General features: G+C 71.8%; 16 protein-coding genes and 4 pseudogenes. 17 read left to right on the plus strand and 3 right to left on the minus strand.

All coding sequences use genetic code 11. From position 1 onward, the window contains the following. Positions 1-26 precede the first annotated feature (26 nt). The 9 genes and pseudogenes from A0130_00810 to A0130_00850 all read left to right on the plus strand — a co-directional run bounded on the left by A0130_00810 (position 27) and on the right by A0130_00850 (position 10784). Complete coding sequence (locus tag A0130_00810) at positions 27-1343, plus strand: hypothetical protein (GenBank protein ANF30416.1); 1317 nt, start codon at positions 27-29, stop codon at positions 1341-1343. After that, positions 1340-3709 carry a hypothetical protein gene (locus A0130_00815; GenBank protein ID ANF30417.1) on the plus strand — a complete coding sequence of 790 codons (2370 nt, stop codon included), beginning with the start codon at positions 1340-1342 and terminating at the stop codon, positions 3707-3709. Before A0130_00810 ends, A0130_00815 begins: the two co-directional genes overlap by 4 nt. 22 nt (positions 3710-3731) lie before the next feature. Beyond that, complete coding sequence (locus A0130_00820; protein ANF30418.1) at positions 3732-4211, plus strand: hypothetical protein; 480 nt, start codon at positions 3732-3734, stop codon at positions 4209-4211. A gap of 152 nt (positions 4212-4363) precedes the next feature. Next, on the plus strand, positions 4364-5857 hold the full coding sequence (locus tag A0130_00825; GenBank protein ANF30419.1) for a 3-isopropylmalate dehydratase large subunit: 1494 nt from the start codon (positions 4364-4366) through the stop codon (positions 5855-5857). Continuing rightward, positions 5857-6456: a 3-isopropylmalate dehydratase small subunit gene (locus A0130_00830; GenBank protein ANF30420.1), complete on the plus strand. Its 600-nt coding sequence runs from the start codon at positions 5857-5859 to the stop codon at positions 6454-6456. The genes A0130_00825 and A0130_00830 overlap by 1 nt, the downstream gene beginning before the upstream one ends. Next, positions 6453-7822, plus strand: a pseudogene (locus A0130_00835) (UDP-N-acetylglucosamine 1-carboxyvinyltransferase). Before A0130_00830 ends, A0130_00835 begins: the two are co-directional and overlap by 4 nt. A 57-nt stretch (positions 7823-7879) precedes the next feature. After that, positions 7880-8652, plus strand: a pseudogene (locus tag A0130_00840) (acyl-phosphate glycerol 3-phosphate acyltransferase). 4 nt (positions 8653-8656) lie between these two features. Further along, positions 8657-9775, plus strand: a complete 1119-nt coding sequence (locus A0130_00845; GenBank protein ID ANF30421.1) for a glycerol-3-phosphate dehydrogenase — start codon at positions 8657-8659, stop codon at positions 9773-9775. Then, positions 9687-10784, plus strand: a complete 1098-nt coding sequence (locus A0130_00850; GenBank protein ANF30422.1) for a D-alanine--D-alanine ligase — start codon at positions 9687-9689, stop codon at positions 10782-10784. The genes A0130_00845 and A0130_00850 overlap by 89 nt, the downstream gene beginning before the upstream one ends. A 14-nt stretch (positions 10785-10798) precedes the next feature. On the opposite strand, the gene A0130_00855 is transcribed toward A0130_00850, so the two are convergent. After that, positions 10799-11296, minus strand: a complete 498-nt coding sequence (locus A0130_00855; protein ANF30423.1) for a hypothetical protein — start codon at positions 11294-11296, stop codon at positions 10799-10801. Between the two features lie 25 nt (positions 11297-11321). On the opposite strand from A0130_00855, the pseudogene A0130_00860 reads away from it, so the two are divergent. After that, positions 11322-12322 (plus strand): annotated as a pseudogene (locus A0130_00860) (thiamine-phosphate kinase). Here the strand turns inward: A0130_00860 and A0130_00865 are convergent. After that, on the minus strand, positions 12319-12915 hold the full coding sequence (locus A0130_00865; protein ID ANF30424.1) for a 16S rRNA (guanine(966)-N(2))-methyltransferase RsmD: 597 nt from the start codon (positions 12913-12915) through the stop codon (positions 12319-12321). The pseudogene A0130_00860 and the gene A0130_00865 sit on opposite strands and share 4 nt — an antisense overlap. Before the next feature lie 48 nt (positions 12916-12963). On the opposite strand from A0130_00865, the pseudogene A0130_00870 reads away from it, so the two are divergent. After that, positions 12964-13674: pseudogene (locus tag A0130_00870) on the plus strand (hypothetical protein). A gap of 71 nt (positions 13675-13745) precedes the next feature. Continuing rightward, positions 13746-15977, plus strand: a complete 2232-nt coding sequence (locus tag A0130_00875; protein ANF30425.1) for an ATP-dependent DNA helicase RecG — start codon at positions 13746-13748, stop codon at positions 15975-15977. Positions 15978-16123: 146 nt separating this feature from the next. Here the strand turns inward: A0130_00875 and A0130_00880 are convergent, their stop codons facing one another. Then, positions 16124-16732 carry a hypothetical protein gene (locus A0130_00880; protein ANF30426.1) on the minus strand — a complete coding sequence of 203 codons (609 nt, stop codon included), beginning with the start codon at positions 16730-16732 and terminating at the stop codon, positions 16124-16126. On the opposite strand from A0130_00880, the gene A0130_00885 reads away from it, so the two are divergent. The 5 genes from A0130_00885 to A0130_00905 all read left to right on the plus strand — a co-directional run bounded on the left by A0130_00885 (position 16704) and on the right by A0130_00905 (position 22697). After that, positions 16704-17099, plus strand: a complete 396-nt coding sequence (locus A0130_00885; GenBank protein ANF30427.1) for a hypothetical protein — start codon at positions 16704-16706, stop codon at positions 17097-17099. The genes A0130_00880 and A0130_00885 overlap by 29 nt on opposite strands. A gap of 455 nt (positions 17100-17554) precedes the next feature. Further along, on the plus strand, positions 17555-18037 hold the full coding sequence (locus A0130_00890) for a pantetheine-phosphate adenylyltransferase (protein ANF30428.1): 483 nt from the start codon (positions 17555-17557) through the stop codon (positions 18035-18037). Between the two features lie 8 nt (positions 18038-18045). Then, positions 18046-19113: an ATPase gene (locus A0130_00895; GenBank protein ID ANF30429.1), complete on the plus strand. Its 1068-nt coding sequence runs from the start codon at positions 18046-18048 to the stop codon at positions 19111-19113. Between the two features lies 1 nt (position 19114). Beyond that, complete coding sequence (locus A0130_00900; protein ANF30430.1) at positions 19115-20440, plus strand: hypothetical protein; 1326 nt, start codon at positions 19115-19117, stop codon at positions 20438-20440. After that, entirely contained in the window at positions 20430-22697 is a 2268-nt protein-coding gene (locus A0130_00905; protein ANF30431.1) for a hypothetical protein, read from the plus strand. The genes A0130_00900 and A0130_00905 overlap by 11 nt, the downstream gene beginning before the upstream one ends. The last annotated feature ends 2 nt before the right edge of the window (positions 22698-22699 follow it).

The raw sequence follows: 22699 nt of genomic DNA on the forward strand, positions 1-22699 counted from the left end.
CCCGACCTCCGACACGACAGGACCGAATGACCACCGACAGCCCCGCCCGCGCCCGGCGCCGCCGCGCGTCGGCCGCCGACCAGGCGCGCATCGCCGTGTCGCAGGTCGGCGTGGCGCTCGGGCACGCTGCCGGTCGCGTCGGCGGGTGGGCGGCGCCGTTCGGTCGTGCGGTCGGTGTCCGCGTCCGCCCCGTCGTCGGGGTCGTGAGCACGCTCGGGTGGATCGTGCTCGCGTCGGCCGTCGTCTCGGTCGTCCTGGCGGTGTGGCTCGGCTGGGCGGAGTTCGTCTTCATCGCGGCGACCCTGCTCGCGGCGCTCGTGATCGCGACGGCCTTCGTCTTCGGGCGGTCGACCTACCGAGTGGGCATCGAGCTCAACCCACGGCGCGTCGTCGCCGGTGACCGGGCGCTCGGCAGGCTCACGGTGGCCAACAGCGGAGCGCGGCCGGTGCTGCCGACGCGGATGGAGCTGCCGGTCGGCGAGGGTCAGGCCGACTTCACCATCCCGCGACTCGCGCCCGGGGCCGAGACGGAGGAGCTCTTCGCCGTCCCGACCGCGCGGCGGGCGCTGATCCTGGCAGGCCCGGCGATCTCGGTGCGCGGGGACCAGCTGGGGCTGCTGCGGCGCACCAACCGGTGGACGGACCAGATCGAGCTGTTCGTCCATCCCAAGACCGTCCGCCTCGCGGCCACGGCGCGCGGCCTGGTCCGCGACCTCGAAGGCCAGACCACGAAGGTCATCACGGACAGCGACCTGGCATTCCACGCGCTGCGCACCTACGAGCCCGGCGACGACATCCGCAACGTGCACTGGCGGACGTCGGCGCGCACCGGCCAGCTCATGGTGCGGCAGTACCAGGAGACGCGCCGTTCTCAGCTGCTGCTCGCGTTCGACGCGGAGCGGTCGCATTTCGCGTCCGACGAGGAGTTCGAGCTCGGCGTCTCCGTGATGACCTCCATCGGGTGCCAGGTGATCCGCGAGGAGACGGAGATGGACGCGGTGTGGCAGGGCGGCCCCATGCGCGTGGCGACGCCGACGGCACTGCTCGACGACTCCTGCCGCATCCAGCCGGTGGAGGGGGCGCACGCGAGCATCCGCGAGTTCCTGCGCCAGGCCACGCTGCGGCTGGCCGCACCGAGTCTCGCCGTGACCGTCGCCGGCTCGCAGGTCGACCCCGCCGAACTGCGCGGCGCCGCAGCGCTGTGGGGCACCGACACCGAGACGATCGTCATCCGCGTCGACGAGGCCGGGGAGCCGCGGCTCGCGCGACTCGGGCGCTCGATGCTGATCACCGTGTCGACGCTGCCGGAGCTTCCGGCCCTGCTGAAGCGGGCCGGCCGATGACCGCCGCGACCGGCACGACCCGGCGCACGACGGCGCGAGACGGGGCGACGGGCCGCGCCGCCGCCGCGCCGACGCTCGACAGGCTGCCGACGACGACGTGGATCGACGTCGTCGTGCTCACACTGCTGAGCCTCGTCGCCGTCGTCGGCTTCGAGCCCGCCTTCGGCCATTACGCCTTCGTCCCCGCGGCCGTCGGCGGCATCGTCGTCGGCGGGGGAGTCGCCCTGCTCGGGCGCCTCTTCCGTCTGTCGTGGCCGCTCACCGTCGTGGTGGCGCTGGCCGCATACTTCCTGCTCGGGACGCCGCTGGCGCTTCCCGGCCTCGCGCTCTACGGGGTGCTGCCGTCGCTCGACAGCCTCTCCGGCCTCGTGCTGGGCGCGGTCTTCGGATGGTCGGACGCGGTCACCCTCCAGGCGCCGCTGGAGGCGCCGCCCTATGTCGCCGTCGTGCCGTATGTCGCCGGCTGGCTCGTCTCGCTCGTGTCGGTGACCCTCGCAGTGCGCTGGCTGCCCCTTGTCCGCCGGCCGTCCGCCGGTCGCGCGGCCGTGCTGCTGACCGGACCGGCGCTGCTGCTGCTCGCCGCGATCCTGCTCGGCACACGCGATCCGTTCTTCGCGGGTATCCGCGGCGTCCTCTTCGCGGCTATCGCGCTCGTCTGGCTGTCCTGGCGCCGCGGCCGCTTCGCCCGGGACCGCGTGGAGACCGACTCCGCAGTGCGTCGCAGCCGACTGCTCGGCGGCGCGGCCGTCGTCCTCGGCGCAGTGCTGGTCGGCGCGCTGGCCGGGTCTGTACTCGCCCCGCCTGCGGCCTCCCGTTTCGTCGTCCGCGACGAGATCACGCCGCCGTTCGATCCGCTCGACTACCCGAGCCCGCTCGCCGGGTTCCGCAAGTACACCAAGGACCTCCAGAAGACGAAGCTCTTCACGGTCACCGGCCTCCGGCAGGGCCAGGTCATCCGCCTCGCGACGATGGACAGCTACGACGGCGTCGTCTGGTCGGTTGCGGCCCCGGGCAGCGACGCGGACGCCTCCGGCGCCTTCGAACTGCTCGGCAGCACGATTCCGAAGCCGCCGCTGTTCACGCCGGGCGCCTCGTCCACCGCGTCCATCGACGTGCTCGGATACTCGGACGTCTGGCTCCCCACCCTCGGCTACACGAACCGCCTCACCTTCGACGAGCACACGGGTCAGGATCCAGCGGCCACCGTCCGGGTCAATACAGCGACCGGGACGGCGGCCGTCACGAGCGGCGTGCGCGACGGTCTGACCTACACCGTCGGCGCCACCGCCCAGAAGGTGCCCAGCGACCGCGCGCTCGCCAAGGTCCCTCCGGCGAAGCTGACGCTGCCGCCCGTCACGAACGTCCCCGACGTGGTGTCCGCCAAAGCGGAGGAGTACGCGGGGTCGGCCGACACGGCCATCCAGAAGCTGCGGAACATCGAACGCTCGCTCAAGTCGCTCGGCTACCTCAGCCACGGCCGGGCCTCCGACCCGGTGCCGTCGCGCGCGGGCCAGGGCGCGGACCGGATGACGGACCTGCTCTCGAAGGCCCCGATGGTGGGCGATCAGGAGCAGTACGCGGGCGCTTTCGCCCTGATGGCCCGGCAGCTGGGCTACCCGACGCGGGTGGTGATGGGCTTCGCCCCCAAGGTGACCGGGAGCACCACCACGGTCACCGGCGACGACGTGACCGCCTGGGACGAGGTGGCGTTCGACGGGGTCGGCTGGGTGCCGTTCTTCCCGACGCCGACCAAGACCGACGCCCCCAAGAACCAGACCACCAAGCCGAAGCTCGAGCCGCAGCCGCAGGTCCGGCAGCCGCCGCCCGCCGATCCGCGCGCCGAAGACCTGCTGACGCCGGTGAAGACGAAGGACAACGATCCGAAGGACAAGGCGAAGCCGTTCCAGCTGCCGGCCTGGGCGTGGGTGGTGCTCGGTGTGATCGGCATCCCGCTGCTGGCCTACTTCGTGCCCCTCCTGATCGTGGCGGCGCTCAAGCGTCGGCGACGGCGCCGGCGCGAGACGACTGGACCGCCCGACCGACGCGCCGCGGGCGCCTGGGACGAGCTGGCCGACGGCTACGCCGAGCTCGGCCTGACCCTGCCCGAGAGGGCGACGCGCATCCAGACGGCCGATGCGCTCGAGCAGCAGTCCCGGGCCCAGAGCCTGCCCGTCCCGGACGGCGGACTGCGCGACCTCGCTCAGCACGTCGACGCCGCCGTCTTCGACGGGTCCGTCGTGACGGAGGAACGGGTCGATCGGGCGTGGCGCACGACCGACGACGCCCTCGCGCAGGCGACCACCGCCGCCGGGCCGCTGCGCGCCCGCCTCGCGGCGTTCCGCTACCGCCGCCCGCGCCGCGCCTGACGCCCCTCGTATAGTGGGGCGCATGGACGACAGCGGGTTCATCGTGCCTCCGCCCGGTCTCATCCCGTCGCGAACGGAAGCCGGAGATCCGACGGGCGATGCCGACTCCGTCCCCGGCCGTCCGCTGCCCGTCTTCACCCCGCCGCCCGGCCCCGGCGCGCCCGTCGCCCCTGCGCGCCCCGTCTGGCGGCTGCACCTGCCCGGCGACCGCAGCCTGCCGCTGACGCGCCCGGTCCTCCTCGGCCGCAACCCGGCTGCTTCCGCGGCGCCGCCCGGGGTCGCGGACGCCGAGCTCATCGCGCTCGACGACCCCGCGTCCACCGTCTCGAAGACCCACGCCGCGCTGCTGCCGGACGGTGACGCGCTCACCGTGATCGACCTCCACTCGACCAACGGCGTCACGCTCGCCGGCGTTCGCATCCCGGCGGGGGAGCCCGTCCCGGTCGCCCCCGGCAGCGAGCTCCTGCTGGGTGAGCTCCGGGTGCGCGCCGAACGCTCCTGACCCGGACCGACGCTGCTCGGGTGATAGCCTGTGACTCGTGTACGCGGGTCTTCTCCTCCTTAGCCGCCGCGGCGAGTCCTAGACATCAGGCCACTCTCGCCGCGGAGTCCGTCGACGGCTGATCCGTTCACACGCTAAGGAGTTCGCAGAACATGAGCACCATCGAACCCACCTCCGGGCCGCTGACGCTGGCCGAGAAGGTCTGGAACGACCACCTGGTCAAGAAGGGCGAGGACGGCTCGCCCGACCTCATCTACATCGACCTGCACCTCGTCCACGAGGTCACCAGCCCGCAGGCCTTCGACGGCCTGCGCATGGCCGGGCGCCCGGTGCGCCGTCCCGATCTGACGATCGCCACCGAGGACCACAACACGCCCACCATCGGCATCGACAAGCCGATCGCGGACCTCACGAGCCGTACCCAGATCGAGACGCTGCGCCGCAACGCCGAGGAGTTCGGCATCCGCCTCCACTCGCTGGGGGACGTCGAGCAGGGCATCGTCCACGTGGTCGGCCCGCAGCTCGGCCTGACCATGCCGGGCATCACGGTCGTCTGCGGCGACTCCCACACCTCCACGCACGGCGCGTTCGGCGCGATGGCCTTCGGGATCGGCACCAGCGAGGTGGAGCACGTGCTCGCCACGCAGACGCTCCCGCTGAAGCCGTTCAAGACCATGGCCATCACGGTCGAGGGCGAGCTGCGGCCCGGCGTGACCGCGAAGGACATCATCCTCGCCGTCATCGCCAAGATCGGCACCGGCGGCGGCCAGGGCTACGTGCTCGAGTACCGCGGCAGCGCCATCCGCGCGCTCTCCATGGAGGGCCGCATGACGATCTGCAACATGTCGATCGAGGCCGGCGCCCGCGCGGGCATGGTCGCACCCGACGAGACCACGTTCGCCTACCTGAAGGGCCGCCCGCACGCGCCCGAGGGCGCCGACTGGGATGAGGCGGTCGCCTACTGGAAGACGCTCCAGACCGACGACGCCGCGGTGTTCGACGCCGAGGTGTACCTCGACGCGGACGAGATCGAGCCGTTCGTCACCTGGGGCACCAACCCGGGCCAGGGCGTCTCGCTCAGCCAGGCCGTTCCGGACCCGTCCGTCATCGCCGACCCGAACCAGCGGGCCGCTGCCGAGCGGGCGCTGGAGTACATGGACCTCGAGCCCGGTACGCCGATGAAGAGCATCCCGGTCGACGCGGTGTTCATGGGCTCGTGCACCAACAGCCGCATCGAAGATCTCCGCGCGTTCGCGTCCATCATCAAGGGGCGCACGAAGGCCGACAACGTCCGCGTGATGGTCGTCCCGGGCTCCGCCCGCGTCCGCATCGAGGCCGAGGCCGAGGGGATCGACAAGATCGTCGAGGAGTTCGGCGCCGAGTGGCGGTTCGCCGGCTGCTCCATGTGCCTGGGCATGAACCCGGACCAGCTGGCTCCAGGGGAGCGCTGCGCCTCGACCTCGAACCGCAACTTCGAGGGCCGTCAGGGCAAGGGCGGCCGCACGCACCTCGTCTCGCCCCTGGTGGCCGCGGCGACCGCGATCCGCGGAACGCTTTCCAGCCCCTGGGACCTGGAGCACGAAGGCGGCGACACGCCGCAGGATGGCGGCACGGATACGCGCGTCGGAGAGAAGGTGGGCGCCTGATGGAGAAGTTCGAGACCGTCACCGGTACGGCCGTCCCGTTCCGGCGCAGCAACGTCGACACCGACCAGATCATCCCGGCGGTGTTCCTCAAGCGCGTCACCAAGACCGGGTTCGACGACGCCCTCTTCCACGCCTGGCGGCAGGACCCCGACTTCATCCTCAACCGGCCCGAGTACGCCGGCGCCACGGTGCTCGTCGCCGGCCCCGACTTCGGCACGGGTTCGTCACGCGAACACGCCGTGTGGGCGCTCCGCGACTACGGCTTCCGGGTGGTCCTCAGCCCCCGCTTCGCCGACATCTTCCGCGGCAACTCGGGCAAGCAGGGCCTGCTCACCGGCGTGATCTCCGAGGAGGACGCCGAGCGGCTCTGGGAGGCCATCGAGGCCCAGCCGGGAATAGCCGCGACCGTGGATCTGGTTGCCAAGACTGCGACCGTCGGAGAAGTCCAGGTGTCTTTCGACATCGACGACTACACTCGCTGGCGTTTGCTCGAAGGGTTGGACGACATCGCCCTGACCCTGCGCGACGAGGCGCTCATCTCCGAATACGAATCGGGCCGCGCGAGCTGGCGGCCCACGACCCTCCCGGTGAAACTTTGAACTCACTTCTTCAGGACGCCCAGGCAGCTGGGGCACGCGTCGGCCTCAAGGGCGACCGCATCACGATCAACGGCGGCATCCCCTGCGGGGCCGCATCGAGGTCCGCGGCGCCAAGAACTTCGTCACGAAGGCGATGGTCGCCGCGATCCTCGGTGAAGGCCCGAGCGTTCTGCGGAACGTTCCCGACATCTCCGACGTCCGCGTGGTCCGCGGGCTGCTCGAGGTGCACGGCGTCAAGGTGACCGACGGCGCCGAGGAGGGCGAGCTCCTGCTCGACCCGAGCGCGGTCGAGTCGGCGCACATGGCCGACATCGACGCGCACGCCGGCTCCAGCCGCATCCCGATCCTGTTCTGCGGCCCGCTGCTGCACAAGCTGGGCGAGGCGTTCATCCCCGACCTCGGCGGCTGCCGCATCGGCGACCGCCCGATCGACTACCACCTCGAGATGCTGCGCAAGTTCGGCGCGATCGTCGACAAGCTGCCGAGCGGCATCCGGATGACGGCCCCGAACGGCCTCAAGGGCGCCAAGCTCGAGCTCCCGTACCCGAGCGTCGGCGCGACCGAGCAGGTGCTGCTGACCGCCGTCCGCGCCGAGGGCATCACCGAGCTCAAGGGCGCGGCGATCGAGCCCGAGATCATGGACCTCATCAACGTCCTGCAGAAGATGGGCGCGATCATCTCGGTCGACACCGACCGTGTGATCCGCATCGAGGGCGTCGACCGGCTCGAGGGCTACAGCCACACCGCGCTGTTCGACCGCAACGAGGCCGCCAGCTGGGCCGCCGCGGCGCTCGCGACCGGCGGCGACATCTACGTCGGCGGCGCCCGCCAGCCCGAGATGCTCACCTTCCTCAACGTCTTCCGCAAGGTCGGCGGCGCGTTCGAGATCCACGACGACGGCATCCGCTTCTTCCACCCGGGAGGCCCGCTGAAGCCCGTCGTGATCGAGACCGACGTGCACCCCGGCTTCATGACCGACTGGCAGCAGCCGCTCGTCGTGGCGCTCGCCAAGGCGGAGGGCGTGTCGATCGTCCACGAGACCGTGTACGAGCAGCGCTTCGGCTTCGTGGACGCGCTCAACGACATGGGCGCCAAGATCCAGGTGCACAAGGAGTGCCTCGGCGGCCACCCGTGCCGCTTCGGCCAGCGCAACTTCAACCACTCCGCGGTCATCATGGGCCCGGTGCAGCTGACCGGCGCCGACATCGAGGTCCCGGACCTCCGCGGCGGCTTCAGCCACCTCATCGCGGCGCTGACCGCCGAGGGCCGCTCCACCGTGAGCAACGTCGGCATCATCAGCCGCGGCTACGAGAACTTCATCACCAAGCTGGAGCTCCTCGGCGCCGACTTCACGATGGAGGGTTGATCCTCCCGTCCGCGGCCGGGCATGCGCCGAGCGCCATGCCGGGTCGCGGATAATGGGATGGTGCCTGAAACCGTGACGCCTCCGAAGAAGCAGCGCTCCGAGAAGAGCCGCCCGTCCATCTTCTGGGTCCTGGCGGGACTCATCATCCCGATCGGGAGCCTGCTCGCGCGGTTCCGGATCGTGGATGGCGACAAGCTTCCCCGCACCGGCGCTTTCATCCTCACGCCGAACCACTACACCGAGATCGATCCGGTCATGATCGGCATCGTGTCGTGGAAGCTGGGGCGCCTGCCGCGCTTCCTCGCGAAGGACAGCCTGTTCAAGGTCCCTGTGCTCGGATGGTTCCTGCGCAAGTCCGGTCAGGTCCCCGTCTCCCGCGGGGGAGCGCCCGCGGCGCGGCGCCCCTCGAAGCCGCGCAGAAGATCGCCGAGGAGGGGCGGATCGTGATCATCTACCCCGAGGGCTCCCTCACGCGCGACCCCGACATGTGGCCGATGCGCGGCAAGAGCGGCGCGGCCCGGATGGCCCTGGAGCAGGACATCCCGGTCATCCCGATCGCCCACTGGGGCACCCAGCAGGTCATGGCGCGCTATGCCAAGAAGATCAGCTGGTTCCCGCGCAAGACGATCGACGTGAAGGTGGGCGACCCGGTCGATCTCTCCGCGTTCCGCGGCCGGCCGCTCGACAACTCCACACTGACCGAGGCGACCGCGGTGATCATGGACGCGATCACCGCTCTCCTCGAGGACCTGCGCGGCGAGAAGGCCCCGGCCGAGCGCTGGGATCCGACCAAGCACGACCAGAAGGAGACGGGCCGCTTCGATGGCTAGAGCAGTGAAGCCTCCTGTCGCCCGTCCCCGCCGCATCGCCGTCCTCGGCGCCGGCAGCTGGGGCACCACGTTCGCGAAGATCCTCGCCGACGGCGGCTCCGATGTCGTGCTGTGGGCGCGGCGTCCGGAGATCGCCCGTGAGATCAACGAGGTGAAGCGCAACAGCGACTACCTGGAGGGCATCAACCTCCCGCGCAACCTCCGGGCGACCGCGCGTCTCGGCGAGGCGATGCGGGATGCGGAGCAGGTGTTCGTCTCGATCCCCAGCCAGACCCTCCGGTCGAACCTGGAGGCGATGGTCCCGTTCCTGGGGCCCGAGACCGTGGTCGTCAGCCTGATGAAGGGCGTCGAGAAGGGCACCGGCCTGCGGATGAGTGAGGTGATCGCCCAGGGCCTGCCGATCGAGCCGGAGCGGATCGCGGTCGCCTCCGGCCCCAACCTCGCGCTCGAGATCGCCCGCGAGCAGCCGACCGCCGCGGTCGTCTCCTCGGCGAGCCTCGAGACCGCGCAGGCCGTCGCCATCTCGGCGACCAACCGCTACTTCCGCAGCTTCGTCAACACCGACGTGATCGGCACGGAGTTCGGCGGCGTGCTCAAGAACCTCATCGCCGTAGCCATCGGCATCGTCGACGGCGTCGGCTACGGCGAGAACACCAAGGCCTCGATCATCACGCGCGGCCTGGTCGAGATGACCGACTTCGCGGTGGCGTACGGCGCGCAGCCCGAGACGCTCTCCGGCCTCGCCGGGCTCGGCGACCTCATCGCGACCTGCGAGTCGCCGCTCAGCCGCAACAACACAGCCGGGCGCCTGCTCGGCCAGGGCTACGGCTTCCACGACGTCGTGAAGCAGATGAACCAGACCGCGGAGGGCCTCGCGTCGGTGGCGCCCATCCTGAGCCTGGCCGAGGCGCGCGGCGTGGACATGCCGATCGTCCGTCAGGTGAGCCAGGTGCTCGCCGGTACGCTCGATCCGAAGGACATCGCGCCGCATCTCACGACGGATTCGGACGAGCCGCAAGGCGAAAGGACATTGGATGACGGACAAGGTCGCGGTCGCGCTTCTCTTTGGGGGACGCTCAAGCGAGCATTCGATCAGCTGCGCGACGGCGGCGGGCGTCCTTGAGGCGATCGACCGCGAGCGGTACGACGTCATCCCGGTCGGGATCACGCACGAGGGTGCTTTCACCCTGCAGCCGGACGACGCCGCGCGCTTCGCGCTGAACGCCGAGAAACTGCCGGAGGTCGAGGACAACGGCACCCGCATCCTGTGGCCCGACAGCGTCGCCACGAAGGAGCTCACGGTCGTGGAGGCGGACGGCACACGCCGATCGCTGGGCGCCGTCGACATCGTGTTCCCGATCCTCCACGGCCCGTGGGGCGAGGACGGCACGCTGCAGGGGCTGCTGGAGCTGGTCGGCCTGCCGTACGTCGGCAGCGGCGTGCTGGCGAGCGCGCTCGGGATGGACAAGCACTTCACGAAGACCGTGCTGCAGCAGGCGGGCATCCCCGTCGCGCCCTGGCGCACCGTGAGGGCGTACGAGTGGAGGTCGGACGCCGACGCCGTCCGCGACGACGTCCGCGAACTGGGGCTCCCCGCGTTCGTCAAGCCGGCGCGCGCCGGGTCCAGCGTCGGCGTCACCAAGGTGACCGACTGGTCGGGCCTGGATCAGGCCATGGCGACGGCCCTGGCCGAGGACGACCACGTGCTGATCGAGTCCATGGTCACCGGCCGCGAGGTCGAGATCGCCGTGCTCGGCGGCCGACCGGGGGAGCCGGCGCGGGCGTCGGTCGCGGGCGAGATCGTCCTGAGCGGGCGCGACTTCTACGACTTCGCCGCCAAGTACCTGGACGCGCCCGGCATCGACCTGGTCTGCCCGGCCGACCTGACGGATGCGCAGCTGGCCGAGATGCGCGAGCTGGGCATCCGCGCGTTCGACGCGATCGGCGCGGAGGGGCTGTCCCGCGTGGACTTCTTCCTCACCGCCGACGGGTTCGTCGTGAACGAGATCAACACCATGCCGGGCTTCACCCCGATCTCGATGTTCCCGCGCTGCTGGCAGGAGAGCGGCCTCAGCTACCCGGCTCTCATCGACGAGCTCATCCAGGTCGCCCTGGCCCGCGCCGCCGCCTGAGCACGGGTGCCGGCCTACGGCGCCGGCGTCTCCGTCGGGTCGGTGTCCAGCGTCGACAGGCACTTCTGCGTCTGCGGCACGGTCTGCACCGCGCTCGCGAACTCGGGCAGCACTGAGGAGTCCGAGACCCCTGCGACGTGGTCGATGATGACCTCGGTTGCCGGGGTCCGCCCGAACGTCTGGTAGACGATGGTCTTGGCCGCCGGGTCGGTCATGAGCACCCAGTCCACGCCATTCACGTTCACGCACGGTTTCGTCGTCGCCCCGATCGGCGGCACCCCGCAGCGCAGGATGACGGCGGCCGGGTCGCCCCAGGCGCCGGTGGCCTGCGCGTCGGTCTCGCGCTTCGCCTTGTCTGCCACGGTGTCGGGCAGGCGGACGCTGATCTCGGCGCAGCCGGGCGCGTTGCTGTCGGCCGCGGGGTCGAGCGAGACGGTGGGCGCGCATCCCGCGAGGAGCAGAGCGGCGCCGGCGAGCAGGAGGGCCGGCAGGGCATGGCGACGAGAGGACATCCGTTTCAGGCTACCGTTTCAGATCATGGGAAACTCTGGGAGCGACGCGGCCGGCCTCACCCTCGGGAGGCGTCGGAGCGCGAGGCGCTTCGCCGCATCTTCCCGCGGCTGCCGGAGTCCCGGGCGACGCTGGTCGGGCCGGGCGACGACGCGGCCGTGCTCGCCGCCCCCGACGGCCGGTTCGTCGTGACGACGGACATGATGGTGCACGGCCCCGACTTCCGCCTTGCCTGGTCGGGCCCGGTCGACCTGGGCTGGAAGGCCGCCGCCACGAACCTTTCGGATGTCGCCGCCATGGGCGCCGTGCCCACCGCGCTGGTCGTGGCGATCGCCGCGCCGCCGGAGACGGAGGTCGCCTGGTTGGAGGGCGTCGCGGACGGCTTTCGGATGGCGTGCGCCGAGCTGGCCCCGGGCTGCGGGGTCGTCGGGGGCGACCTCTCCGTCTCGGCGACCCTGACGTTCGCCGTCACCGCGTTCGGCGACCTCGAGGGACGCGCGCCCGTCCTGCGGAGCGGCGCGCGCCCCGGGGATGTCGTGGCGGTGTCCGGCACGCTGGGGGAGGCCGCCACCGGACTGCGCCTCCTCTTCGCAGAGGCCGTGGATGCCGCGGGCGAGCCGGATGCGGAGCGCTTCGCCGCCGTCGCTGCCGCGCATCCCGAGACCGTCGGCGCGCAGCTGCGGCCGCGACCCCCGATCACCGACGGACCGCTCGCGGCGGAGGCGGGCGCGACCGCGATGCTCGATCTCAGCGACGGACTGGCGCTCGACGCGCGGCGCGTGGCCGAGGCGAGCGGCGTCGCGATCGACCTCGACGCGACCGCGCTGGGACCCGACCCCCGGACCGCGCTCACCGGCGGTGAGGACCACGGCCTGTTCGCCGCCTTCCCGCCGGACGTCCCGCTCCCCGGCGGCTTCCGCCGCGTCGGCGTCGTCCGCGCGGGCGAGGGCCTCTTCGTCGACGGCCGCCCTTTCTCCGAGCGCGGCGGGTGGGATCCCTACCTCGAATGGGACGGCTACCGCGGCTAGGCCGCCGAGGGGACGGGGGACATCCAGAAGATCGCGGTCTCGCCGTAGTCCTTGCGGCGTTCGAGTCTCAGGCCGGCGGGGAGCGTCGGCTCGGGGTCGCGCGCGCTGCGCTCGACGCACACGATGGCGTCCTCCGCGAGGAGCGAAACCAATACGCTCAACACGTCGAGCAGCTCGTGGTCGGGCAGGTCGTACGGCGGGTCGATGAAGACGACGTCGAACGGGCCGGAGGCGCCGGTCAGGTATGACGACACCGTTCCGGCCCGCACGTCGATGGTGGGCAGCGGATGCGGTGCGTGCCGCGACGCCGCGCGGGCGGACACAGCGAGCGCAGCGGCGTTGCGGCGGCACACCTGCGCCGCGGCCGCGTTCTTCTCCACCAGCACCGCGGACGCCGCCCCGCGGCTCACCGCCTCCAGCGCGAGCGCCCCCGACCCGGCGTACAGGTCGAGCACCCGGGCACCGTGGACGGCGTCCCGCGCGTCCAGGGCCGAGAAGATCGCCTCGCGCACCCGGTCGCTGGTGGGGCGCGTGCCGTTCTTCGGGACCTGCAGGGTGAGCGATCCGGCGAAGCCGGCGACGATTCGGGTCATAGCCCCACTAACCTAGCGTCGCGCGGGACCAGCGGCCAGAATGTGGGCATGGAGGAACGCCTGGAGCAGGCAGAGCTCGACGCCCTGTGGCTCCCCGGTGACCCGATCGCCTCCGCCGAACGGCTGGCCGCTGCCGCCGCCGAACCGGCACGATCGGAGGTCGTCCGGGCCGAGCTGCAGACGCAGCGCGCCCGCGCGCTCGGCCTCCAGGGCCGCATCGAGGAGGCGGAGGCGCTGCTCGACTCCCTGGAGCCCGCGAGCGGCGTGCTGGAGGTGCGGGTGCTGCTCGAGCGGGGCCACGTGCGGCTCGCCGCCGATCGACCCGACGAGGCCGTGCCGCTGCTCGAGGCGGCGCTGCGGGCGGCGCGGCGGGATGCGGACATCGCCCTAGCGGTCGAGACGGCCCTCGCGCTGGCCGAGGCCGACCGTCCGCACACCGACCAGTGGATCGAGGAGGGACTCGCCGATCTGGCGGGCACCGGCGACCCGCGCGTCCTTCGATGGGGCGTCGTCCTGCACGACGTCCGCGGTTGGGCCCGTCTCGATGACGGGGACGCGGAGGCGGCTCTGGTCTCGTTCGAGGACGCGGCGGACTACGCCGAACGCTACGGCACCGCCGACCAGCGGTTCGCCGCACAGTGGGCGACGGGCCGTGCGCTGCGGGACCTCGGCCGGGTCGAGGAGGCGTTGAGGCTGCAGGAGCGGCTGTACGCCGACCGGCCCGGCGAGAAGGCGGTCGAGGAGGAGCTCGCCCTGCTGCGCGCGATCGTCGCGCACCGGGACGCGGGGAGCGCGGGCGAGACGTCGGACGAGGCGCATACGATCGAGTCATGACCTCCGCTTCCGCCCCGGCCGGCACCGGGTCCGCTGACGCGGGCGCGCTGTCCCTCGACGCCCGGCTCACCGGCGTGCTCGGCGGTCGTACGGCCTCGGCCTTCGAGAAGGCGTTCGGGATGCGGACCCTCGCCGACCTGCTCAGCCACTATCCGCGGCGCTACGCGAAGCGCGGCGAGCTGACGGCTCTCGCGAACCTCCCGCTGGATGAGAACGTCACGATCATCGCCGAGGTGCTGCGCGTGCAGGAGCGGCCGATGCGGGCGCGGCGCGGCAGCATCCTCGAGGTGAAGATCTCCGACGGCGAGGGCATCCTCACCCTGACGTTCTTCAATCAGGCGTGGCGCTCCCGCGAGCTCGTGCCGGGGGTGCGCGGGATCTTCGCCGGCAAGGTGTCCGCGTATCGCGGCGCCCTGCAGCTGGCGCACCCGGACTACGAGCTGTTCGAACCGGACGCCGAGAACGCCGTGAGCCCCGGCAGCGCGGCGGCGAAGGACTGGGCGATGACGCCCATCCCGATCTATCCGGCGACCGGTACCGTGGCGAGCTGGCAGGTGCAGAAGGCGGTCGGCCTGGCCCTGGACGCGCTCGGCTCCGTTCCCGACCCGGTCCCGGACGCCGTGGTCGTCGAATGCGGGCTGGTGCCGTTCCGGGAGGCGCTGGAGGGCATCCACCGCCCGCAGAAGGACGCCCAGTGGCAGCGGGCGCGCGATTCGCTGCGGTTCCAGGAGGCATTCGTGCTGCAGGCGGCTCTGCTGCAGCAGCGGGCGGCGACACGGCAGGTCGCGGCCACGCCGCGCGTCGCAGCCCCCGGCGGACTCCTGGAGCGGTTCGACGCCGCGCTGCCCTTCGCGCTGACCGGCGACCAGGATGTGGTGGGCGGCGAGATCGAACGCGACCTGGCCGGCACGGCGGCGATGCACCGGCTGGTGCAGGGCGAGGTCGGCTCCGGCAAGACGCTCGTGGCCCTGCGGGCGATGCTCGCGGTCGCCGACTCCGGCGGCCAGTCCGCCCTGCTCGCTCCCACCGAGGTCCTCGCCGCTCAGCACCTGCGGTCGATCGCCGCGATGCTCGGCCCCGACCTCTCCGCGCAGCTCATGCCGACCCTCCTGACCGGCCAGCTCTCCGCTGCGGAGCGCAAGCGCGCGCTGCTCCGGACGGTGTCCGGCCAGGCGCGGATCGTCGTGGGCACGCACGCCCTGCTGGGGGACGCGGTCACGTTCTTCGACCTCGGGCTCGTCGTCGTCGACGAACAGCACCGCTTCGGCGTCGAGCAGCGGGAGGCGCTGCGGGCGAAGGGCGGCACGCCGCCGCACGTGCTGGTGCTGACCGCCACGCCCATCCCGCGCACGGTCGCGATGACGGTGTTCGGCGACCTGGACGTGTCGACCATCGCCCAGCTTCCCGCCGGCCGGCAAGGGATCGAGAGCTTCGTCGTGCCGCTCGCCGACCGCCCCGGCTGGGAGCGGCGCATCTGGGAGCGCGCGTCGGAGGAGATCGCGAAGGGCCGCCAGGTCTTCGTCGTCTGCCCGGCCATTTCGGGCAAGGATGTCGAAGACGACGGCGAGGAGCCGGAACCAGCGGACGAGACGGGCGACGGCGCCCCTCCGCGCCCGATCGCGAACGTGGAGTCCGTCGCCGCGCATGTGCGCGCCGACCCGCTGTTCCGCGACGCCCGCATCGGCGTCCTCCACGGGCGCCTGCCGTCCGAGGAGAAGGACGAGGTGATGCGGTCATTCGCCGCGGGCGCCATCGACCTGCTGATCGCGACGACCGTGATCGAGGTCGGCGTCAACGTCCCGAACGCGTCGGCGATGGTGGTGCTGGATGCGGACCGCTTCGGCGTCTCGCAGCTCCACCAGCTGCGCGGCCGCGTCGGCCGGGGCGACATCCCGGGCCTGTGCCTGCTGGTCACCGCCGCCGAGCAGGGCAGCCTCGCGCGAGAACGGGTGGATGCGGTGGCCGCGACCCTGGACGGCTTCGAGCTGGCGAACGTCGACCTCGAACTGCGCCGCGAGGGCGACGTGCTCGGCAGCCGCCAGTCCGGTGGCCGGTCGTCGCTGCGGCTACTGCGCGTGGCCTCCGACGGCGAGCTCATCGCCGAGGCCCGGGTCGCGGCGGAGGAGACCCTCGAGGGCGACCCCGCGCTCGCGCAGCATCCCGCGCTCGCCGCGGCGCTGGCCCGCCGCCTCGACGAGAGCGAACGGGCCTTCCTGGGCAAGTCCTAGGGTGCGTCGCTGAAGGCCCTGGCGCTGTGACGGGCAGCTCTCTTCACCTCGACCGGCGGAGCGGGTGGTGTGAAGACCGAGGACCGCCGCCGGTGAGTCCGGCGACGGTCCCTCTGGTGTTTCGTGTTGTTCAGTTCGTTGGTAGGTCACGCCTCGGCGATGTGGCGGCGGCGGCGCCGGACGCCCTCGGCTCCGGCGGCGGCCAGCAGCACCCCTCCGGCGAGTGCGAGGCCGCCGGGCTCGACGATCGGCCCACCAAGCGGTTGGGCCACGTTGAGCACCACGGTCGCGGTCGTGATCGTGCCCTTGTCGTCCTGCTGGACTGTGATCTTCGATCCGTCGGCGGGGGTCAGCGCTCCCGAGGCGGGCTGGCAGGACCAGGTCCCCGTCGCGCCGACGGTGGTCGTGCAGACCGTGTTCCCGGACGCGTCCTTGACCGTGACGGTCGCACCCGGCTGCCCGGTGCCGGTGAACGGGCTCTTGCCATCGTTCAGGTACTCGCTGCCGTTCGTGGGGCTGGTGATGGCCACCGCGGCCCGCGCGGGAGGTGGGGTCGGTGCGTCGACGGTGAACGTGCTGGATGCGGTGCTGCCGTTGCTGCTCTGTGTGGCGGTGAGGGTGTTGGACCCGTTCGGCAGCGGCGTGGTCAGTGTCAGCGACCAGTCCCCGCTGCTGTTGACGGGTGCGGTGCCCAGGGTCTGGCCGGCGCCGTTCTTCACGGTGACTGTGTCCCCGGGGTGGGCGGTGCCGGTCACCGTCGGCGTCGCCGTCGTGATCGTCGACCCCGTTGCGGGGGAAGTGAGGGTCACGGGTACGGCGACGGTGAACGTGCTGGACGCTGTGTTGCCGTCGCTGCTCTGTGTCGCGGTGAGGGTGTTCGACCCGTTCGGCAGCGGGGAGGTGGGCATGAACGACCAGTTGCCGTTCCCGTCCGCGACGGTCGTTCCCAGGGTCTTTCCGGAACCGTCTTTGATCGTGACCGTGTCACCCGGCTTGGCCGTACCAGACAGCCTCGGAGTCGCCGAGGTGACGGTCGACCCGGGGCCGGGCGAGTCGAACGAGGCAGTATACGTCGTAACCGTCGAGTATGTAGGCGAGGCCTCGCCCAGGTCGAACCACTGAAAGTCCTGTCCGAAATTCACAAGACCCCAATAGCCACAATAGTTTCTGTTGAACACGGCGTCATATTGAAGGGTTCCGACCGGGCAATACCAACCGGTTTGCACCTGGCTCTGGTGTGCGGTCGCGTTAGCCGGCGCGGCAATGCCGATAGCGAGAGCGCCCGCCGTGAGGGCGATGCCGCCGACGCTGAGGAGAGTCTTCCTGGCGTGACGATGGGCGACGTTTGTGGATCGGGTTTGTGACATGGCCGTTCTCTCGGGTCGAGGGTTTGACGTTGATGAGGCAAACTGCCCCTACAGATGGAGACCTCGGGGAGAGGGGCCGTCTGACGGTCGCGCGGTAACGGTTCGATAACGGTTGGCGTCCAGCAGGTCGCCGGGCCGTTATCCGGGTGGAACCCGTTGGTAACGGATTCACAACGAAATGCCGGTTTCCGCGGGATAGTCTGAAGGCCTATGAACAGGATCGCCGTTGTCCCTGGATCGTTCGACCCGGTCACCCTCGGGCACCTCGATGTCATCGAACGTGCCGCCCGGATCTGGGACGAGGTCCACGTCGTGGTGGTCCACAATCCCGACAAGACGGCGCTGCTGCCCATCGCGCAGCGGGTCGCCCTCATCGAGAAGTCGATCGAAGACGCCGGCATCGTCGGCAACATCGTCATCGCGTCCTGGTCGGTCGGCCTGCTCGTCGACTACTGCACCGACGTGGGCGCCCATGTTCTGGTGAAGGGCATCCGCTCGCAGGTGGATGTGACCTACGAGACGCCGATGGCGATCGTCAACCGGCATCTGGCCGATGTGGAGACCGTGTTCCTGCTGCCGAACCCGGCGAACGCGCACGTGTCGAGCTCGCTGGTGCGCCAGGTGTCCGCCCTGGGCGGCGACGTCAGCCCGTACGTGCCACCGGCCGTGCACGAGTACCTCCAGGAGACGTGAGCCGAGCCATGAACAGTTACGCGACGCGCCAGCCCACCGAATCGTCCGTCGCGCCCGAGGAGGAGACGGACGCCGCCCCCGGCATGGGCCTGGACGAGCTGCGCCGCGCCGCCGAGCAGATCACCGCCAACGTGGAGTCGGTCATCGACGGCAAGCACGAGGCGGTGCAGACCGCGCTGGTCGTGCTGCTGGCCGAGGGGCATCTGCTGATCGAGGACGTGCCCGGCGTCGGCAAGACCATGCTCGCGAAGTCGCTGGCGAAGTCGGTGGACTGCAGCGTCAGCCGTATCCAGTTCACGCCCGACCTGCTGCCCAGCGACGTCACGGGCGTCTCGGTCTACAACCAGGCCGAGCGGCGGTTCGAGTTCAAGCCGGGCGCGATCTTCGCGAACATCGTCATCGGCGACGAGATCAACCGCGCCAGCCCCAAGACGCAGTCGGCGCTGCTCGAGTGCATGGAGGAGCGCCAGGTCACGGTCGACGGGTCGACGTATCCGCTCGCCGCGCCCTTCATCGTTGTCGCAACGCAGAACCCGGTCGAGATGGAGGGCACCTACGCCCTGCCGGAGGCCCAGCGGGACCGCTTCATGGCCCGCATCGCCATGGGGTACCCCGATGAGGGCTCGGAGCTCGCCATGCTGACCACGCGCGACACGTCGAGCCCCCTGTCCCGCATCCGTCCCGTCGTGACCTCGGACGAGCTGCGGGCCATGATGGTGACCGCGCGCAGCGTGTTCGCCTCGACGCCGGTCAAGCAGTACGCCGTGGACCTCGTGCGCGCCACCCGCGAGGACCGCGACCTGCGCCTCGGCGCGAGTCCCCGCGCCACCCTGCAGCTCATCCGCGCCGCCAAGGCGACGGCGGCGCTGGCGGGACGCGACTTCGTGCTCCCGGACGACGTGGACGCGCTGGCCGTGCCAGTGCTCGGCCACCGCCTCCTCCCCACCAGCCGCGCCCTCGGCCACCATCACGAGAGCGCCCCCGTTATCGCGGACATCGTGCGCCGCATCGTCTCCTCCACGCCCGTGCCGGTCGGTTCGGGCGCGCCCGCGCCGGTGCGGGGAACCGGGCGCTAGCGTGCCCGGCCGTGGTCGCGCCTCGTCGCCGCTGAAGCGGCCGCGCCCGACCGCTCGCGGCTGGACGCTCGGCGCCGTGGGCGGGGTGGCCCTCATCGCGTCGGCGGTGTTCGGACGAACCGACGTGCTGTTCGTCGGCGTGTTCCTGACCGTGCTGCCGCTGGCCGCGATGATCTCGGTGACCGTCGACCGGCCGCGGTTGACGGTGACGCGCAGCTTCCACCCCGACGTGGTCGCGGTGGGGGAGCAGGCGACCATCGTGACCACGGCCCGCAACCAGTCCCCGCGGCCGAGCCCCGCGGCACGCTGGCGCGAGTCGGCCCCGGCCGTGGTGGGGGTGCAGCCGTCGGCGCCGTTCCCGCGCCTCGGCGCGCACCAACCCGAGGCGGTGCGCGGCCGCGACACGGTCGTGCTGCGCCAGGATGTCGTGCCCGAGCGCCGGGGAGCGCACGCCGTCGGCCCGCTGATCGTGAGCCGCACCGATCCCTTCGGCGTCGCCTACGCCGAGTACGCGATCGGCCAGCCCAGGCAGCTGCTCGTCACGCCTCGCGTGGTCCCGCTGTCGCGCGGCGAGCTGGATGTCGCCCACAGCGAGGGGACGGAGCACGAGCTGCTGCGCCACAGCATCCCGAGCGCCGACGAGCTGATCGCGCGCGAGTACCGGCCGGGCGACCCGCTGCGGCGGGTGCACTGGCGTGCGACCGCCCGGCACGATCAGCTGATGGTCCGGCAGGAGGAGCAGCGCAGCAACCCGGAGTCCTGGATGCTGATGGACACGTGCTCGGTGTCCGGCGCCTCCGGCGACGCCGCCGAGTTCGAGACGCTCGTCGACCTCGTCGCGTCGATCGGTGTCCACCTGCTCGACGAGGGTTTCGTCGTCAGCGTGGTCGAGACGGGGGAGCGGCAACTCTCCGGCCGCAGCGGCGCCGGCCGCACGGGCACGCTCGGATCGATTACCGCCACCTACGACACCGGCAGCGCGGATCGGATGCTGCTCGCCGACCTCGCCGCCGTGGAGTCGTCCGCGGTCGAGCGCGATGACGCCGTCTCGGAGCTCGGGGCGGGTCTGCGCAAGGCGGGTCGCGCAGTGCCCGTCTTCGCTGTGCTCGGCGGGGTCCCGGGCGAACTCGGGGCGCTGGCGTCGCTCCGGTCGATGGGCGACCCCGCGGTCGCGTTCGTCGCCGCGTCCGTTCCGGTCGAGGTGGTGGAGGTGCTCGCGGACGCCGGCTGGCTCTGTGTGACGTTCAGCGCCGGGGACGACCCGGCGGACAGCTGGCAGCGCGCGCTGCACCGCCAGCGGGCGAGGGTGGTGTCCCGTGGCGACTGAGTCCCTCGCGTTCGCCGTTCCCCGTGTCGCAGCTCGCCGCCGGGTCGGCTACTGGCGGCTCACCGGTGCGATGATCCTCCAGGTGCTGGCGCTGAGCTACGCGCTGGTCGGTCTCATCCAGGGCTTCGGGTGGTGGTTCGCGCTCGTCGGGGCTGCCGCCCTGGTGCTCGTCACCGGCGCCGGGCTGCGGAGTGCGGGCGTGCCGCGCGGCGTCGTCCCCGTGCTCCTGCTGATCGAGTCGGCGGCGATCATGACGGCGGCGTTCGGGCGCGGGACCGGGCTGCTCGGCCTCATCCCGACCCCCGCGACGGTAGCCGGCTGGGGAGAGTACCTGCAGCAGGCGATGCTCTCCATCTACCAGCAGGGGACGCCGGCGGAGGCGCTGCCCGAATTCCTCTTCCTCGTCGTCGGCGGCGGCTGCTTGCTCGCGTTGATGCTGGACACCCTCGCCGTCGCCGTCCGCACGCCGGCGTTCACGGCGCTGGCGGTCGCCGCCGTGCTCGTGGTGCCCGGCGCGCTGCTCGGCGACGGACTCGACCCGTTCGCCCTGGCCGCCTCCGCCGCGGCCTACCTGTGGCTGCTGCGCAGCGACGTCCGCACCCGCCGGTCGGCGACGCCGCGCCCCGGTGCGGCGCTCTCGGTCGGCGCCTCCGCGGTCGCGGTCGCGGTGGTGCTCGCCGGCACGGCGCCGGGCTTCGAGCAGGGCGGGGCCACCTCGTTCACAGCCGGCGGCATCTCGATCGGCGGGACGGTCACCCCGCTGGTCGACCTCGGCAAGGACCTTCGCCGTCCGGCCGCCGTCCGGGCGCTGACGTACACGACCAACGCGGCGAACGGACAGTACCTCAAGCTCGCCTCCCTCGACCAGTTCACCGGGTCGGTCTGGAAGCACCGCGAGCGCGACACGAACCGCCTCACCGACGGCGCGACGATAGGACCGGTCGCCGGGCTCTCAAGCGCGGTCAAGACCACGAAGATCAGCACGACCATCGAGATCGACCAGATGACCAGCCGCTGGCTGCCCGCTCCCGCGCCGGTCCGGTCGGTGAAGGGCCTGAGCGGCACCTGGTCGTGGAATCCGGACGACCTCACCATCGGCGGCATCAACTCCACCACGCAGGGCCAGAAGTACACCGCGACGAGCCTCGTGCTGCAGCCGACGGCCGACCAGCTCAAGGCGGCGGGCGGGATCGTGCCGCAGGACGTGCAGCGCGACCTGTTCCTCCCGCCGCGCATGCCCCCGATCATCGAGCAGACGGCGCTCGACGCCACGAAGGACGCGGTCACCGAGTACGACAAGGCCGTCGCGCTGCAGGACTACTTCCGCGACAACGGCTTCGTGTACTCCACGCAGACGCCGCTGAAGCAGGGCTTCGACGGCGACGGCGCCCGGGTCATCGCCCGCTTCCTCGACGTGAAGAGCGGATACTGCGTCCACTACGCCTCGGCGATGGCGCTGATGGCACGCACGTTGGGCATCCCGTCACGCGTCGCCGAGGGCTACCTGCCCGGCGCCACCAGCGGCGGCTCGGCGTCGAACCCGGGGCAGTACACGGTCACCAGCGACGACCTGCACGCCTGGCCCGAGCTCTACTTCGCGGGCGTCGGCTGGGTGTCGTTCGAGCCGACCGTCGGCCGTGGCTCCGTGCCGGACTACACTCGCCCGCAGACGGACGCCGCCGCCCCGGCGCCGACCTCGACGTCGACGTCCGGAGCGGCGCCGAAGGCCCTGGTGCCCACCGACCCGGCGAACCAGACCGGCTCCGCCAGCTTCGCCGCTCCGTCGGCCGCCCAGCCGCTCGCGACGGGTATCGGCGTGGGCCTGCTGGTCGTCGCGGTGCTGCTCATCCCCGCCGTCTGGCGCCGGCTCCGGAGGCGCAGACGCCTGCACGAGCTGAACGACGAGTGGGGCGGGGCCACGCTCGTCTGGGACGAGCTGCGCGACACCGTCCGCGACCTGGGATGGAGCGCCCCGCCGACCGAGACACCGCGCGTCTTCGCCGGGCGGATCGCGGCCGCGGTCGCCGGCACCCCGGGGGAGGACGCGGTCGCGCGTCTGCTCGCAGCCCTGGAACGCTCCGCTTACGGCCCGCCGACACGCCGGTGGGCGGGCGGCCTCGCCGACGACCTGACGGCCGTCGTTTCCGCCCTGGAGGCGCAGGCGGGCGCCGCACTCCGGGTCAAGGCGCTGCTGCTTCCTGTGTCCTTGCTGCCAGCGGGCTGGCCTTCCGCCGTCAGGACCCGGAGCGCCGCGTAAAA

Origin of the sequence: Leifsonia xyli, assembly GCA_001647635.1 — a bacterium.
Classification (GTDB): Bacteria; Actinomycetota; Actinomycetes; order Actinomycetales; family Microbacteriaceae; genus Leifsonia; species Leifsonia xyli_A.